We start from the raw sequence: 14,856 nt of genomic DNA on the forward strand, positions 1-14,856 counted from the left end.
CGGGTGAGTGCCAGACCGCCGGCCGTGAGGCCGAGGGTCCCCAGGACGATCCCGATGACGCCGAGGGTGTTCCCCGAGTCGTCGTCATCGTCAGCTTCCTGGGCTGCCGACACGGCTTCCGGCGTGGCCGCGGGCGCCGCCGTGTCGTCGCTCTCGGTGTGGCTGTCACTGCTGCCATGATCGGCCTGTGCGGCCGTGACCTTGATCACGGGCGCGGGTGCGTCGCTGTCCTTCGCCCCGATCCAGCGCGCGACCTCGCCGTCGCTGTAGGTCTGCACGACCTTGAACGTGAGCTCGTCGCCGGCCTTGCCGGGGATCCGCAGGGACAGCGGGAACTCCATGAACTGGCCGGGAGCGATCCGACCCTGCTCCCCATCGCCGGTCCACGTGATCCGCGTCACCTGCTCGGTCAGCTCGCCGTCGTCGGTCTCGACGGGCGTCGCGAGCTTCTCCCGCTTGACCACGACCTTCCATCCGGGGCGCGGCTCGTAGCTCGCGAACGCGAACCCGTCCGGGAGCTGCATGTCGACCTTGGTCGTGGAGGCCGTGTCGCTCTCGTTGGGTACACGGACGTTCTCGACCACGTACGCCCCGGCCGGGGCCTCGGCCGGCTGCAGGGTCACGTGCGCGCCTGAGGCGGCCGGGAACGCGAGCAGGACGCCGAGCGCGCCGAGCGCGGTCCGGCGGATGGGGTGGGTCATGGGGTCGTGGCTCCTCATCGGATGGGGACGTTGATGGTCGTCGTGTACTCGTCGAACTCGCTCACGCGATCGACGACGCGGATGGTCCAGTCGCCGGCCAGCGTCAGCTGGAACGCGTCGGCGGTGAAGTGCCCGGGGCCCGACCTGCGCAGCGCGATGTCGAGCGGGCCGATGCCCGCCTTCTCGAGCGTGGCCTGGGCGGTGATGGACTTGGTGTCGTCGAACGGCGCACCGGTCTTGGCGTCGAAGAGATAGAGGTGCAGCGTGTTGGCGCCGACCGTCGCGGGCTCGACCGTCGCGGTGAGATCGAGCGGTCCGATCCGCTGCTCGACGTTCACGACCGCCGCCCCGGCGGCCGCCACCGGCGGCGTGTAGCCCACGAGGGCGCCCGTGGTGGCGAGCACCGCGACGATGAGCGCGACCTCCGCGCGGAGCGTCCGCTTGAGGAGCGTGCCGACCGCGCCCGCGGTCCCTCCGTCCCGTGCGATCGCGTCGAGCTTGGGCAGGGTCCTGCGCCGGTTCAGCGCTCCCAGCGCCACCAGCCCGAGGAGCAGCACGACCTTCACGAGGATCGCGCGTCCGAACCCGGTCGAGGTGAGCTGACCGAAGCTCGTGAGGTGGAGCACCGCCTGGACCGTCCCGGTGAGCGCCAGGACCAGCACCGCGAGCACGGCGACCGGCGAGAACCGTCCGAGCACCGCGGAAAGCAGCCGGGCGCGATCGGCGGGCTCCAGGCGACCGGTCGCCGCGGGCAGCAGCGCCACGAGCGCGACCAGGCCTCCGAGCCACAGGCTCATGGCCGCCACGTGGGCGACGTCGAGCGGGAACAGGACCGCCACCGGTTCCTGCGCGCTGGCGTGGCCGCTCAGGGCCGGCATGAAGGCGAGGGCGGTGGCCGGCAGCAGCAGCGCCGCGAGCCGGGCGGGCCCGGGACGGTCGAGCACGTGCCCGTCCGCTCCGAGGGAGACGGGGCGCAGGACGGGGACGGCGCGTGGGGACGCAAGCAGGACAGCACCGAGCCCGAGCCAGGCGAGCAGCTTGAGGCCCCAGACGGTGCCGAAGCGCGTGTCGAGCACCTCGCGCACCACCGACGCCTGCAGCGCGTCGAAGAACGACTGGCCGGAGACGATCGCGCCCTGGATCAGGATGCCGAGAGCCCCCGTCGCCAGGCCGAGGTTCACGGCGGCGAGCAGCAGCACGCTGGCACGCCTGGCGTACGCCTGACTGGCCTGCGCCCACTCCCCGCTCCCACCGGCCACGCGGCGCAGGCCCGGGATCCAGCACAGCAGCAGGAACGCCAGACCACCGAGCGCGAGGGCGATCGCCGCGTAGTCGAGCGCCTTGACCGCCGCGAGGGCGACGCTCAGCGCCGGCCCGGACGCGTCGTTCTGCATGACGTCGGCGACGGCGAGCGCCCCGCTGGTCGACGGCTCCCCGAGATGGAAGACGAAGCCGCCGTTGATCACGTGGCCGTCGGAGCTCACGAGCCGGTAGGTCGCGGTGTACGAGCCCTTGGGCAGCCCGGGCTTGAGCTTCACCGCGATCCGCTTGCTGTCGTTCTTCGGGCGGAAGACCTTCTGCTCGTCGACGCGCTGGGCCTGGGTGTCGAAGACGCGGACCGCTCCGAACGACGCCTCGACCGGCTCGTTGAACTTGAACACGACCTCGGCAGGCTGGCCGGTTCGGAAGACCTCGTCGCGGAAGGGCTCGTTCCCGACCGGGTAGGCGTGCGCCGCAGCCCCGGACGGGGCGACCGCGCAGACCGTGGCGAGCACCAGGGCTGCCAGGGCCAGGCCACGGCGAAGCACGCTCACCAGGACTCCTTCTCGGTCTGGGTCGCGGCACCCGTCACGTCACGGCGGCGGCGCCGGACGAGCACGACGAAGATCAGGCTGCCGAGCAGCAGGACGGCGAAGCCGACGATCGCCGCCACGGGAGCGCCGCCGTCGTCCCTCGGCGTCCACTCCAGCACCCCGCGGATCGTGGCCGGCCGATCACCCGCGCGCAGATCGATCTTCCAGTCGAAGACCTTCGTGCGGACGTCCGGGTCCTTGACCTGCGGCGGTCGTCCCGACGCCATCCAGTGGATGCGGTGGTCGTGCCATGCGAAGCGGCCGGAGCGGTCGAGCGTCTTCCAGCGGGCGGGCCCCTTGCTGTCGACCCCGTCCGGGATCGTGACCTTCCCGTAGCGGTCCTCGTTGAGGTACGTGGCCGTCGAGTCCTGGTTCACCGCGACCGTGCCGTCCGGATCGATCCGGGCGTACGGCTCGGACTCGTAGCCGTACAGGACGACCGTCTCGTCGCTGCGGTTGACGATCGAGAGGCTGTCGTCGCGGTTGAGCACGCTGACGTCGACCCCGTCGGGCAACCCGGTGACGGCGGTGATGGTGGACTCGAAGTCCGGGCTGCCCTTGTGGGCGGTGGCGGGGGCGGCGGTCACCGCGAAGGCGGTGGCGACGGCCGCGACGGTGATGCTGCGGAGTCGGCTCACGGAACCGGGGCCTCCAGGTGTCGGGGACGGTCAGGGCGCGGGGCGCTCGGCCGTCGATGCGACGACCGTCAGAGCGCGGCGAGCGCTACCGGTGGTCCGCGCTCCGCGTGGGCGGCGGCGAGGAGGCGGCCTCCGACCAGCGCGACGCGTCGCGGTGCGCGACCGGTGCGTGGCGAGATCCGCGCGACGGCGCGACGGCGGCCCGGCGCGAACGCGGCCACGACGGCCGCGAGGCGCTCCTCCCCCAGATAGCGACCCGCCAGCAGCGGGAGCAGGACCACGAGGGCGGGCGTGAAGTGCAGCGCGGCGCTGTCGACGCCGAACACCGTGCACAGCACGGCGGCGAGCACGGCGACCGCGGCCAGGAGGGCCAGCGGTAGGAGGTCTCGTCGCAGCGACATCATGGTCAGGGTATCGGGCGAGCGCCAGGACGTGGTGCATGCGCCGTTGACGGTCATACGCACTCTGCCCACGATCGGATGCGTCCACACCCCTCCCCGCGCCCGTACCCCTGGCATGGAGAACGTCTGGGACTACCCGCGGCCTCCCGCCCTCGTCCCCTGCACGCGCCGCGTGCGGATCGTGCTCGGCGGTGCGCCCATCGCCGAGTCCACCCGTGCGCTGCGCGTGCTGGAGACGAGCCATCCCCCGTCGATCTACGTGCCCCCGGAGGACTTCGCGCCGAGCGCGCTGGGACCGTCGGCGGCGCCGCAGACGTTCTGCGAGTGGAAGGGGTCCGCGGTCTACCACGACCTGGTGGCGCCGAGCGGCACGGTCGCCCGGGCCGCCGGCTGGTCCTATCCCGACCCGGCCCCCGCGTACGCCGACCTGCGCGACTTCGTGAGCGTCTACCCGGGCCGGGTGGGGGCCTGCTACCTCGACGACGAGCGCGTCGCCGCGCAGGAGGGTGACTTCTACGGGGGCTGGGTGACCCGCGACATCACCGGGAAGATGAAGGGCGGCCCCGGAACCTGGGGCTGGTGACGCGGGCGCTCAGAGGCGCAGGCGCAGCAGGGTGACGGGGAGACCGCCGGGGTCCTCCGTGGCGCCCGACTCGTCCCGCGTCCAGCCGTGACGGGCGTAGAACGCCGCGGCCGCGGAAGCACCGTCGGCGCAGTACAGGCGCAGACGCCGCAGGCCCTCCGCCGCCGCCACCTCGAGCAGGCCCTCGTGCAACCTGGACGCGAGGCCGGTCCCCGCGTGCGCCGAGTCGGCGAACACCTGCCACACGTGACCCTGGTCGGCCTCGTCGGTCGGCCGCATCGCCACGACGCCGACGACGGTCCCGTCGCCCTCGACGGCGACGAGCTGACGGAATCCCGGCGTGGCGTACCGCTCGGCGATCACCTCCGGGCTCTCCATCTCCGTGGCGGTCCACGCGGAGCCGGCGAACGTCGCCCGGTACCCGTCGAGTGCGTCGGTGACGAGGGAGGCGACGGCCGGGGCGTCGTCGACCGTCCCAGGTCGCAGCGTGGTCGGGGCCGTGGTCACCGCGTGCCCCGCTCGGGTCAGCGCGGCTCGCGCCTGCCCAGTGCGGGGCGCCGGGACCAGGACGTAGTCGGTGTCGAAGGTCGCCATGGCGAACACGCTGATCTGCGCTTCGGCGAGCGGCGCGAGGACCGAGGCGATCACGCCCGTCTCCCCGGTCAGGGCGAACGGGCCCTCGAGCTTCAGGACGCACCAGGGGCCGTCGACGGTCGCACCGGAGGGAGCCTCGCGTGCGCGGCAGACGATCGAGAGCTCCTCGACGGTGCGGGTGACGGACCACAGCCCGCCGCGCGCCGTGCCAAGCGGCTCGGGCGGCAGCGGATCTCGCGCGGGCAGCCGGCAGATCGCGTAGGCGCCGGCGAACGGGGTCAAGGTCTGCGACACGGGCGGCAGCCTACGATGTGCCGATGCCCGACTCCGCCACCACCGTCAAGAAGCTCAACCTGATCCGCCTCGTGGCGATCGCCGACTTCCTCCTGCTCCTCGTGCTGCTGTACGTCGCGGTCGTCGACCGCAACGAGAGCGCCATCAGCGTGATCGGCCCGATCCACGGCGTCGGGTTCCTCGCCCAGCTCTACCTCGTCGCCACCGGCGCGGGTGAGGGACGCTGGGGCTGGTGGTTCCCCGCCGCTGTGGTGGTGACCGGCGGCCCCATCGGCGCGCTGTTCGGCGACGTGAAGATCCGTCGCGAACTGGAGACCGCGACCGCCTGACGGGCGGGGCGGTCGGACCACGGCCGCCCGTAGGGGGTGCGACGTCTGAGCGACCCTCAGCGTCGCTGAATCGCCGCACCCCCGCGTTCCCGCGGGAACGTCGCGGGGCCGCGGGGGCGCCGCGTTCCCGCGGGGGCGCTTCGCTCCCGCGGGGGCGCGCGGCCCGCGGGAACGTCGCGGGGCGCTCAGGCCGTGGCGACCTTGGCGGCCGCGATGCGGGCCAGGGTCGCCCGGTGGGATCCGGCCCCGCCGAGGTAGGCGGCGTCGACCTGGGCGCGCTTGTAGAACCAGTGGACGTCGGCCTCCCACGTGAAGCCGATACCGCCGTGCACCTGGATCGCGCTGGCCGTGACCTCGCGGCCGGCCTCCGACGCGGCGGCCTTCGCCAACGCGGCCCCCTCGGCCAGGCGCGACGGGTCGGCGTCCGCGGCCCACGCGGCGAAGTACGTCGCCGACCGTGCTCCCTCGGTGTGGAGGAGCATCTGGGCGGCGCGGTGCTGGACCGCCTGGAACGAGCCGACCGGCACCCCGAACTGCTTGCGCTCCTTGACGTACTCGACGCTCATCTCCAGGGCGCGCGCGCTGATGCCCACCAGCTCGGCCGACACCGCGATGCGTCCGCGATCCAGCGCCGCGGTGAGGTCACCCGACAGGGCGTGCCCGACGCCCGGGGCAGCCGAGACCCGGGCGTAGCGGCGGGTGGGATCGATCGCGTCGACCGGCTCGACCGACGCCTGCTCGCGGGTCAGCAGCCGCGCGCTGGCGCCGCCGTCCTCCACGAGCACGATCACGGCGGCGGCCTCCGCGTCGGGAACCAGGCCGTCCACCGCGCCGACCGTACCCGTGACCTCGCCGCTGGCCAGACGCGGCAACCACGTGGCCTGGAGGTCCTCGGCGGCCGCCTCCTGCAGCACCAGGCCGCAGACGGCGGTGGCGAGGAACGGCGAGCCCGCCAGGGCGTAGCCGCCCTCCTCCAGCAGGGTGGCGAGCTCGACGACACCGAGCCCTCCCCCGCCGTGCTCCTCGGCGATGGCGATGCCCGGCCAGCCCAGCTCCACGAGCTCGGCCCACAGGCTCTCGTCGTAGGCGCGCGACTCGGCGGCCGCGCGGACGCGCTCGAGGGTGGAGCGCTTGCCCAGCAGGTCGCGCGCGGTGCGCTTGATCTCGTGCTGGTCGTCGGAGAAATCGAAGTTCATCTCAGTGGCTCCTGGTCACGCGCGCGGAAGGCCGAGGACACGCTCGGCGACGATGTTCTTGAGGATCTCGGTGGTCCCGCCCTCGATGGAGTTGCCGCGGGCCCGCAGCAGCTCGTAGGCCCACTCGTTGCCGGTGGTCAGCGCGTCCGCGCCGACGATGTCGGCAGCCAGCTGCGTGAGCATCCCGTTGGTCTCCGACCACAGCCACTTGGTCAGGGACCCCTCCGGTCCGGGCTGACCGTACTTCTGGATCGTGCTCAACCCGCGGTAGGCGGTGAGGCGCAGGATCTCGGTCCGCAGGTGCATCTCGCCCAGGCGGTCGGCCACCACCGGGTCCTCGATCGAGCCGTTGGACGTCGCCTCCTCCAGCAGGCGGTCGAGCACGGACCGCATGCGGACCTGCAGGAAGAAGCCCAGCCCCGCCCGCTCGTTCATCAGGGTCGTGAGCGCGACCTTCCAGCCGTTGCCCTCTCCGCCGAGGAGGTTGGCGTGCGGGATGCGCGCCTCCTCGATGAACAGCTCGTTGAACTCGGCCTCACCGGTGAGCTGCACGAGCGGACGGACCTGGACCGCCTCCTGCTCCATGTCCATGAGGAAGTAGGACAGCCCCTTGTGCTTCGGGACGTCCTGGTCGGTACGGGCGACCAGCATGCACCACTTGGCGTACTGCGCCCCCGACGTCCAGACCTTCTGCCCGGTGACGACCCACTCGTCGCCGTCGCGAACCGCCCTGGTCTTCAGCGCCGCGAGGTCCGAGCCGGCCTCCGGCTCGCTGAAGCCCTGGCACCAGATCTCCTCGGCGCTGAGGATCGGGGTGAGGTAGCGCTCCTGCTGCTCGGGGGTGCCCCAGGCCATGATCGTCGGGCCGGCGAGGAGCAGGCCGAGGACGTTCGCCGGCAGAGGCGCCCGGGCTCGGCCCATCTCCTCGAAGAAGATGGCGGACTGCATGAGCGTCGCGCCCCGCCCGCCGTACTCCGGCGGCCAGTGGACAGCAGCCCAACCGCCGTCGTAGAGGCGTCGCTGCCAGTCCCGGCGGAACGCGTACTCGGCGTCCTCGTCGCCGCGGGGCGCCTCGCCGGGGTCGTTCTCGGCCAGCCAGGTGCGCAGCTCGTCGCGGAACTCGGTCTCCTCGGGGGAGAAGGTCAGGTCCATGGGGAACCTCCGGTCATCGTGGGGATCTGGTGGTCGTCGCCGCTCCCTCCAGGAGCGCGACGGCGGTACGGACGAAGCGATCGGTCTCGGCGGGCAGGCGCTCGACTCCGTGGTCGCGCACGCGGGCGCAGATCAGCTGGTCGATCCCGGCGGCGAGCACGAACAGCTCGTCCGCGGTCGGGCGACGGAGGTCCGCGTCGGTGCGGCGCGCGGCCCGCAGCGAGCGGGCGTACTCCTCGGCGAAGCGGCGCAGGACGTCGTCGCGCAGGGCCTGGGCGGCGGCCCCGGCGGCGTGGATCTCCAGCAGGTAGGTGCGGGCGAACAACGGCTCGGCGGCGAGCGTCCCGAGGTAGGCCTGCATCCCGCCGCGCAACGCGTCGCGCCAGTCGTCAGAGCTCGCCGCGCGCGCGCCCGCGCGCACCCGCGCCAGCAGGACGTCGGTCCCGTGCGCGTACGCGTCGAGGAAGCAGCGCTCCTTGGAGTCGAACAGCTCGTAGAAGGTGCCGCGGGACACCCGGGCGGCCCGCACGACGTCGGTCACCGTCGCGGCGGCGTACCCCTTGGCGGCGACGACGCGGGAGATCGCGTCGAGGATGCGCGCCCGCTGCGCGGCCCGGGGTCCCGTGGAGGGAAGCAGGTGGGGCTCGACGTCGGGGTGGGCGGCGACGAGGCTCGGGGCGGCGCCGGGCATCGGCGTACCTTACGGGTACACGACGAGCACCGCAAGAGTACGCCAGTGGCGAACTACGGATGCGGCCCCGGTGTCCGCCCCGATGCCAGGGGGCGATGTCGGTCGTAGCGTGGACCCACGCCACGTCGAACGGAGGCCGGAGTCCCATGGGTGAGCAGCTGAGCATGCTCGACACGATGTTCCTCGAGCTCGAGCAGGACGACGAGAACGCGCACATGCACATCGGGGCGGCGCTCGTGTTCGACCCGACGCCCGACGGCGGTCCGCCGGACATCGACGACCTCCGGGCGAGCATGCGGGCCCGCCTGGGCCTGCTCCCGCGCTTCGCCCAGCAGCTGTCCAGCGCTCACGCGGGACCCCTGACCTGGCTGACGTGGGAGCCCGCGCCGGACATCGACCTCACGGACCACGTGCACCGTGCGACGCTGCCGGCCCCGGGGTCCGACGCGGACCTGCACGAGTGGCTCGCGGACTTCTGGTCGCACCGCCTGGACCGGCACCGTCCCCTGTGGGAGATGACGCTGCTCGACGGCCTCGCCGACGGCCGATGGGCCCTGGCGACCAAGACCCACCACTGCCTGGTCGACGGTGTCGGCTCGCTGGACATCGGTCACCTGCTGCTGGACACCTCCCCCGACGCCCCGACGCCCGAGCACCCGCTCCCGCAGGCGCCGGCCGACGAGCACCGCGGCGGCAGCTTCTGGCTCTCCCCGGGACTCGTCCTGCGAGGAGCCCGGGCCGGTCTCGGCGCCGCCCTGCACCCGCGCGAGTCGCTGGCTCGCGCACGGGCCGCGATCGAGCTCATCGCGCGGGAGGAGATCATCCCCGCCCCTCCGTCGAGCCTCAACGGACCGATGACCGGCACCCGCCGCTACACGACGGTGCACCTCGACCTCGACGAGGTCAAGGAGGTCAAGCGACGGCTCGGCGGGACCGTCAACGACGTCGTCCTGAGCGTCTGCGCCGGCGGCCTGCGACACCTGCTGCTCGCCCGGGGCGAGACGCCGCCGGAGGGGCTGCGCGCGCAGATCCCGGTCAACATCCGGCCCGACGAGCGCGAGCACGCGCTGGGCAACGAGCTGTCGTCGCTGTTCGTCGAGCTTCCCGTCTCCGAGCACGACCCGATGACCAGGTACCGCACCGTGGTCGAGCGGGCCGAGGCGCTCAAGCACGGATCGCAGCGCAAGGGCGGCAAGGCGATCATCGACCTCGCCGACATGGGCCCGCCCCTCGCCGGAGCCCTGCTGGCCCGGTCGATGTTCGGTGGCACCCGGATGTTCAACCTCACGATCACCAACGTGCCCGGGCCGACCCAGCGGCTCTTCGCGTTCGGGGCGCCGCTGGTCGACGTGCAGCCGCTCGTCCCGCTGTTCGCCGACCACGCGATCGGCATCGCGGTCGTCAGCTACGCCGGCACGATGACCGTCGGGCTGAACGCCGATCGCCTCGCGGCCTCGGACGTCGCCGTCCTCGCCGACGGCCTGCGGCGCTCGTTCGACGAGCTGCGGTCGCCGCGCGGCCAGCGCTTCAGCCGGGACACGACACCGACCGAGGCGGCCACCTGAGGACGGACCGCCTCAGCGCACGCGGAAGGGCACCAGGACGTCGCGCGTGCGGTTGTTCTCCGCGTCGGCCGCCACGATCAACGCCCGGTAGGTGCCGCGCCCCAGACGGCGCTTGTTCAGGACGCCCGCGAAGTCGTACTCGTTCCAGCCGACGTGGCCGTCGAAGCGGCGTGTGCCCGCGAGCCGCCAGCGCCCCCGCACCCGCTTCTCCACGTCCATCACGAGCGTCGCGCGCTCGTCGAGGGTGTACGCGAGCGTGCCGCGACCGCCGCGGAGCCGGTTGGACCCGACCCAGCGGACCTCCGTGAGCTCGGGGGCCCTGAGGTCCACCGTGACCACGGGCTGGGGGTCGGGCGACGGCAGGTCGGGGTTGCCCGGCGTCGCCGTCACGACGACGCGGCCCCGGACGATCGCGTGGAGCTTGCAGACGAACTCGTAGGACCCCGGCCGCGTGAACTGGGCGGTGAACTCGAAGCCCGGGAAGTGATCCGGGGCAGCGTTGCCCGGGTCGCTGTCGACCCCCGAGGTGTTCCCGGAGACCGGGCCGACCGAGTGCTGGGTGTCCGGCCCCACCCAGGTCCACGTGACCTTCTCGTTCAGATCGATCACGACCTCCCGCGGACTCCACTGGAAGTCGCCGATCGCCACGCGGCGGTTCACGGCCCCGGCCGGCGACGGGAGGACCGCGCCGGCGAGGACGACCCCGGCGAGCAGCAGACCGACCTTGCCCCGGCCGATCACGGCTCGACGATGTACCAGCCGCTCATCCCCTCGTGGAGATGGCTGAACACGTGGCAGTGGTAGAACCAGCGACCGGGGTTGTCCTCGACGAACTCGACCGTGAGCATGTCCGCCGGGCCGACGGTCTCGTTGTCGACGACGCGGCCGCCGGCGCTCTTCCACCGGTGGCCGTGGAGGTGGTACGTGTGGAAGTCGTTGCCCATCGCCGTCACGTACTGCGCCACGCGCTGCCCGACCTTCGCCCGCAGTTCCGGCGTGTTGCCGGTGTAGGCCCGGCCGTTGATGCACTGGAACCCGCGCGCCAGGCCGGTGCTCGCGGTGAGCAGGCTGTGGAAGACGAGGTAGTGCTCGACGTCGGGGCGGGGCTCGCCCTTCTTGCGGATGTTCAGGAAGCCGAACAGGCCCTTGTAGAGCGGCATCGGGTCCAGCGGGCCGTGGTCGTGGTACGGCCACACGCCCTCCGTGCCCTCCCGGCAGTCCCACACGTAGCGGAAGGTCTTGCCCGGCTGCACGAACCCGCCGGGGTCGGTGTGCTTGCCCTTGTAGGCCCCGTCCATCTCGGGCGTGTAGTGCACGCCGTGCGGATGCATGGTGACCGGCACCTTCAGGTCGTTGCGGAAGTTGACGACGATGGTGTCGCCCGTCTCCGCCTCGAGGACCGGCCCGGGCATCGACACGCGCCCCTTGGGCGCACCGAAGTTCTCGGTGTACTCGCGGTAGAAGTACCCGGAGAACTTGGCCTTGTCCGAGATCTTCTTGTTCATCATCTCGTCGCGCTTGGTCGGCACGATGTTCCACCGCGCCTGGGTCGCGACGATCCAGTACTCGCGCTTCTGACCGCCGGGTGCCGGCTCGGGCTCCGCGGCGATCGGAAGCTGCCGCCACTTGGCGGCGCGCACCTTGGGTGGCACCTCGATGCCACCCGAGAGCGCGACCAGGTCGGGCTCCGGACCGTCAGAGACGATCTTCTGACCCGCGAGGGTGCAGATGAAGGCGCCGGCTCCCCCGGAGAGGAACGACCGGCGATCGACAGGTCCGAAGCTCACGACGCAGTCCTCCTACTTCTTGCTGGCCTTCTTGACGATGAGCTTCAGCTTCATCGTCCCGCTGTGGAACGTGCAGTAGAGCTTGTACGTGCCAGGCTTGCTGATGACCTTCTTCAGCGACTTGCCGTTGATGTCCCTGTTCTTGGACTTCGGCCCGATCGTGATCTTCGCGGTGCTGGCGAAGTTGTCGGTCTGCCACACGATCTTGCCGCCCTTCGCGTAGGCCATGTCGTGCGTGTCACCGATCTCGGGCCAGACGAGCTTCAGCGAGTCGCCGCTGCGGATCGTCACGACGGGGTCACGGTTGGAGTCCTTCTTCGTCACCCGCTTGGTCGCCGCCCCGTGCGGGACGTACTCCTCGGCGGACATCATGATCGTGTAGGTCTTCGGCTTCGGCGTGGCGGCGAGGGCCGGCGCGGTGAGCGCCAGCCCCGTCGTCGCCAGCAGGGCCAGACCGGTCCTGGTCGTGCGCTGCATCGTCGGCATCAGGCGCTCAGCCTCCCTGGCCGTCGATGGGCTTGCGGTCCGGACGCGGCGGGTGCGGGTGCTTCTTCCAGGAGTTCTCCTGGCCCTCGGACTGCGTCAGGTACTCCGCGACCTCGGCGATCTGGACGACGTCGCCGTTGTTGACCGGGTTGTTGCACTTCGGGTAGAGCAGCGCCTCGGGCTGGGAGCCCGGGTCGTAGGTGGCGCCGGCTGAGTTGTTCTCCCAGCAGTTGCCGCTGCCGGTGCCCTCGGTCCAGATGTCGGTGCCGTTGGCGTCGTCGAACGCGGCGCCCATGACGTTGTAGCGGACCTTGTTGTTCTTGTTCGTGGCGGGCTCGTACGTCGGGTCCGACACGGACATGATGCCCCACTTGAAGTTGCCGAACACGAGGTTCGCGCGGACGTCCCAGTTGGTCGTGCCGAACAGGACGACGCCGACACCCATCGGGTAGTTGAACCCGCCGGTCGCGGCGGGCAGCGCCTTGACCTTCGAGTCGGCCTTGAAGTAGTTGAAGTTGTTCCAGTAGATGAGGTTGTCCGTCACCTTGCCGTCGAGGGCCGGCGGGAACTTCTCCGACTGCAGCGTGTTCGGGGCCACACCGGCACCGTTGTTGTAGAACTCGGACTGCTGGATGGTCACGTACTTGGAGTTCGTGCCGGAGTAGCCGAGGACGTTCTCGTAGGCCTCGGAGTGCGAGATCAGCGACTGCTTGGGCTTCTCCTGGACCGGGGTCTGCCCGATGTAGAAGGCCGAGTCGCCGTGGCCGTAGCCGACCGAGTAGGTCATGCGGCCGCCGATGCAGTTGAACGCGTACAGACCGTAGGCGCGGTTGAAGCCCGCGACGAGGTGGTCCATGACGTAGTCGTCGCAGTTGCGGACGAAGAACCCGTTGGCCGGGAAGTTCTGCGCGGTGATGTTGCGCATCTCGACGCCGTCGGCGCCGTCGACGAAGATGCCGTTCTGGGCGGGGTTGCCGTCGGCGCGCTTGGCGCCCTTGCCCTCGAGGACGACCTCCTCGGGCTTGGTGCCGAGGCCGACGATCTTGAGCTTGTCCTGGGTGTCCTTGACGGTGACGCCCTCGGTGTACGTCCCGGGCTTGATGCGGACGGTGGCGCCGGGCTTGGCGGCGTCGACGGCCTTCTGGATCGAGCTGTACGGGCAGCCGCGGCGGCAGACGAGCAGCGCCTTGGCCTTCGTCGTCTTCTTCTTGGTGGTCTTCTTCTTCGTCGTCTTCTTCTTCGTCGTCTTCTTCTTGGCCGCGGCCGAGCTGGCTGCGGGCCCCTCGGCGGACGCGAAGGCGACAGGCCCGGCAAGGGCCATGACCGCCGCGGCGAGCGCGGCGGGAAGTGCGATGCGCTTCATGATCGGGAGATGCTCCTCAGGACGTACAGCGAGTGAACGGCGGCGTACAGTAGCCAAAGGTTGGAGAAATGTCCAAGAAACTTTGGGGGCGTGCTCAGGGTCCTCGCACCCCGTGTCCCAGGAATCCGGGCCAGCGCCGATCTGGCATGCTCGCGGAGCGTGCGGATTCCGTCACTCGTCCTCTCGTTGAGCGTGATCGCGCTGGCCCTCGGGGCCTGCGGGGACGACGCCCCCGCGACCCCCGATGCGGACGCCTCCCTGGTGTTCTCGACCAGCGGCCTCGCCGTGGCCGAGCCTGCCTCGGCGGCGACCTCCGGCACCCTGCGCTTCCCGGCCGGGACCGACCTGACGATCACGGTCGCCTCCCAGGACGGTCGACCCCACGGGCTCACCCTCGAGGGCGCCCCACGACGGGCCCGGGTGGTGCTGCGTCCCGGGGAGCGCAAGCCCCTGAAGCTCGGCGTGCTGGCGGCCGGCACCTACCGCCTCGCCCCGGACGGCGCCGGCGATCCGGTGCCGCTGGTGATCGCTCCCTAGACCCGCCCGGAGCCCCGCGAGTGTCCCCGCGACACGTTCCCGGGCGACCGGCTCCCGCAGCGGGGCCGCGGGGCATACTTCGGCGAGTGGTACGCCCCCCACGCAGGATCCTGTCCGGCCTTCTCGTGCTCAGCGTGAGCGGGGGCGTGACCGCCTGCGGCGTCACCACCGAGCCGCGGCAGGTCGCGGACTTCCGTATCGAGGCACCCCCGCTGAGCTCGATGGGGCTCCCCGCCCCCGGCAGGACGCCGGATCCCCCCGAGCGCTCGCCCGATCCCGAGCGCGCCAAGGCAGCCCCGAGGTCCTCCGGACCGGGCATCGCCTCGGGTGCCCCGAGCGACACGGAGATCGCCGCGGAGCTCCGCCAGGCGTTCAAGACGCCGGCAGGGGAGCACGCCGACCCGGACCGCTCGATCGTGGACACCGCGACGCTCAGCAGCGGTGGGCTGGCCACGATCCCGCCGGGCGCGCCGCGCAAGGTCAGGGCGATCATCACGGCCGCCAACCAGGTCGCGACCCGGCCCTACGTCTACGGCGGCGGGCATGGACGTCTCGCCGGCGAGACCTTCGTGGACACGGCCTACGACTGCTCGGGCTCGATCTCGTTCGCGTTCGCGTCCGCCGGCCTCATCAAGTCCCCGATGGTCTCCGGGGACCTCGCTCGCTGGGGCAAGCCCGGCCCCGGC

Annotated in this window: 16 protein-coding genes and 1 pseudogene; 5 read left to right on the forward strand and 12 right to left on the reverse strand. The window is 71.8% G+C overall.

The window, feature by feature from the left end; all coding sequences use genetic code 11:
* The 4 genes from ABYE80_RS08120 to ABYE80_RS08135 form a co-directional block, all read right to left on the reverse strand.
* Positions 1 to 701 (reverse strand): YcnI family protein (locus ABYE80_RS08120; protein WP_372789766.1); only part of this gene is annotated, 701 nt, incomplete at its 3' end.
* A 14-nt stretch (positions 702 to 715) separates the two neighbouring features.
* Positions 716 to 2,515 carry a copper resistance CopC/CopD family protein gene (locus ABYE80_RS08125; RefSeq protein ID WP_372789767.1) on the reverse strand — a complete coding sequence of 600 codons (1,800 nt, stop codon included), beginning with the start codon at positions 2,513 to 2,515 and terminating at the stop codon, positions 716 to 718.
* Positions 2,512 to 3,192: a hypothetical protein gene (locus tag ABYE80_RS08130; RefSeq protein ID WP_372789768.1), complete on the reverse strand. Its 681-nt coding sequence runs from the start codon at positions 3,190 to 3,192 to the stop codon at positions 2,512 to 2,514. The genes ABYE80_RS08125 and ABYE80_RS08130 overlap by 4 nt, the downstream gene beginning before the upstream one ends.
* Before the next feature lie 68 nt (positions 3,193 to 3,260).
* Positions 3,261 to 3,593 carry a hypothetical protein gene (locus ABYE80_RS08135; protein WP_372789769.1) on the reverse strand — a complete coding sequence of 111 codons (333 nt, stop codon included), beginning with the start codon at positions 3,591 to 3,593 and terminating at the stop codon, positions 3,261 to 3,263.
* Positions 3,594 to 3,708: 115 nt separating this feature from the next.
* On the opposite strand from ABYE80_RS08135, the gene ABYE80_RS08140 reads away from it, so the two are divergent.
* Positions 3,709 to 4,176 (forward strand): DUF427 domain-containing protein, encoded by a 468-nt coding sequence (locus ABYE80_RS08140; RefSeq protein ID WP_372789770.1) that lies wholly within the window; start codon positions 3,709 to 3,711, stop codon positions 4,174 to 4,176.
* 9 nt (positions 4,177 to 4,185) lie between these two features.
* Here ABYE80_RS08140 and ABYE80_RS08145 read toward each other — a convergent pair whose 3' ends face one another.
* Positions 4,186 to 5,064 carry a GNAT family N-acetyltransferase gene (locus ABYE80_RS08145; protein ID WP_372789771.1) on the reverse strand — a complete coding sequence of 293 codons (879 nt, stop codon included), beginning with the start codon at positions 5,062 to 5,064 and terminating at the stop codon, positions 4,186 to 4,188.
* 23 nt (positions 5,065 to 5,087) lie between these two features.
* On the opposite strand from ABYE80_RS08145, the gene ABYE80_RS08150 reads away from it, so the two are divergent.
* Complete coding sequence (locus tag ABYE80_RS08150) at positions 5,088 to 5,393, forward strand: DUF3817 domain-containing protein (RefSeq protein WP_372789772.1); 306 nt, start codon at positions 5,088 to 5,090, stop codon at positions 5,391 to 5,393.
* 185 nt (positions 5,394 to 5,578) lie between these two features.
* On the opposite strand, the gene ABYE80_RS08155 is transcribed toward ABYE80_RS08150, so the two are convergent.
* From ABYE80_RS08155 to ABYE80_RS08165, 3 genes are read right to left on the reverse strand one after another with little or no spacing between them, the layout of a single operon-like run.
* Complete coding sequence (locus tag ABYE80_RS08155) at positions 5,579 to 6,589, reverse strand: acyl-CoA dehydrogenase family protein (protein WP_372789773.1); 1,011 nt, start codon at positions 6,587 to 6,589, stop codon at positions 5,579 to 5,581.
* Positions 6,590 to 6,604: 15 nt separating this feature from the next.
* A complete protein-coding gene (locus tag ABYE80_RS08160; RefSeq protein ID WP_372789774.1) occupies positions 6,605 to 7,741 on the reverse strand; it encodes an acyl-CoA dehydrogenase family protein in 1,137 nt (378 codons plus the stop codon).
* A gap of 13 nt (positions 7,742 to 7,754) precedes the next feature.
* A complete protein-coding gene (locus ABYE80_RS08165) occupies positions 7,755 to 8,432 on the reverse strand; it encodes a TetR/AcrR family transcriptional regulator (protein ID WP_372789775.1) in 678 nt (225 codons plus the stop codon).
* A gap of 146 nt (positions 8,433 to 8,578) precedes the next feature.
* Between ABYE80_RS08165 and ABYE80_RS08170 the strand changes: the two genes are divergently transcribed.
* The gene (locus ABYE80_RS08170; protein ID WP_372789776.1) at positions 8,579 to 9,997 is read left to right on the forward strand and encodes a wax ester/triacylglycerol synthase family O-acyltransferase; all 1,419 of its coding nucleotides are present in this window, start codon (positions 8,579 to 8,581) and stop codon (positions 9,995 to 9,997) included.
* A gap of 12 nt (positions 9,998 to 10,009) precedes the next feature.
* Here ABYE80_RS08170 and ABYE80_RS08175 read toward each other — a convergent pair whose 3' ends face one another.
* The 4 genes from ABYE80_RS08175 to ABYE80_RS08190 are packed head-to-tail and all read right to left on the reverse strand — an operon-like array spanning position 10,010 to position 13,633.
* On the reverse strand, positions 10,010 to 10,738 hold the full coding sequence (locus ABYE80_RS08175; RefSeq protein WP_372789777.1) for a plastocyanin/azurin family copper-binding protein: 729 nt from the start codon (positions 10,736 to 10,738) through the stop codon (positions 10,010 to 10,012).
* Positions 10,735 to 11,784 carry a multicopper oxidase domain-containing protein gene (locus ABYE80_RS08180; RefSeq protein ID WP_372789778.1) on the reverse strand — a complete coding sequence of 350 codons (1,050 nt, stop codon included), beginning with the start codon at positions 11,782 to 11,784 and terminating at the stop codon, positions 10,735 to 10,737. Before ABYE80_RS08180 ends, ABYE80_RS08175 begins: the two co-directional genes overlap by 4 nt.
* Before the next feature lie 12 nt (positions 11,785 to 11,796).
* A complete protein-coding gene (locus tag ABYE80_RS08185) occupies positions 11,797 to 12,270 on the reverse strand; it encodes a hypothetical protein (protein ID WP_372789779.1) in 474 nt (157 codons plus the stop codon).
* Positions 12,271 to 12,277: 7 nt separating this feature from the next.
* Complete coding sequence (locus ABYE80_RS08190) at positions 12,278 to 13,633, reverse strand: right-handed parallel beta-helix repeat-containing protein (protein ID WP_372789780.1); 1,356 nt, start codon at positions 13,631 to 13,633, stop codon at positions 12,278 to 12,280.
* 159 nt (positions 13,634 to 13,792) lie between these two features.
* Here ABYE80_RS08190 and ABYE80_RS08195 point away from each other — a divergent pair, with 159 nt between their 5' ends.
* Positions 13,793 to 14,170, forward strand: a complete 378-nt coding sequence (locus tag ABYE80_RS08195) for a hypothetical protein (protein ID WP_372789781.1) — start codon at positions 13,793 to 13,795, stop codon at positions 14,168 to 14,170.
* 86 nt (positions 14,171 to 14,256) lie between these two features.
* Positions 14,257 to 14,856, forward strand: a pseudogene (locus tag ABYE80_RS08200) (hypothetical protein); the annotation flags it as partial.

This window comes from Paraconexibacter sp. (assembly GCF_041602235.1).
GTDB lineage: Bacteria > Actinomycetota > Thermoleophilia > Solirubrobacterales > Solirubrobacteraceae > Paraconexibacter.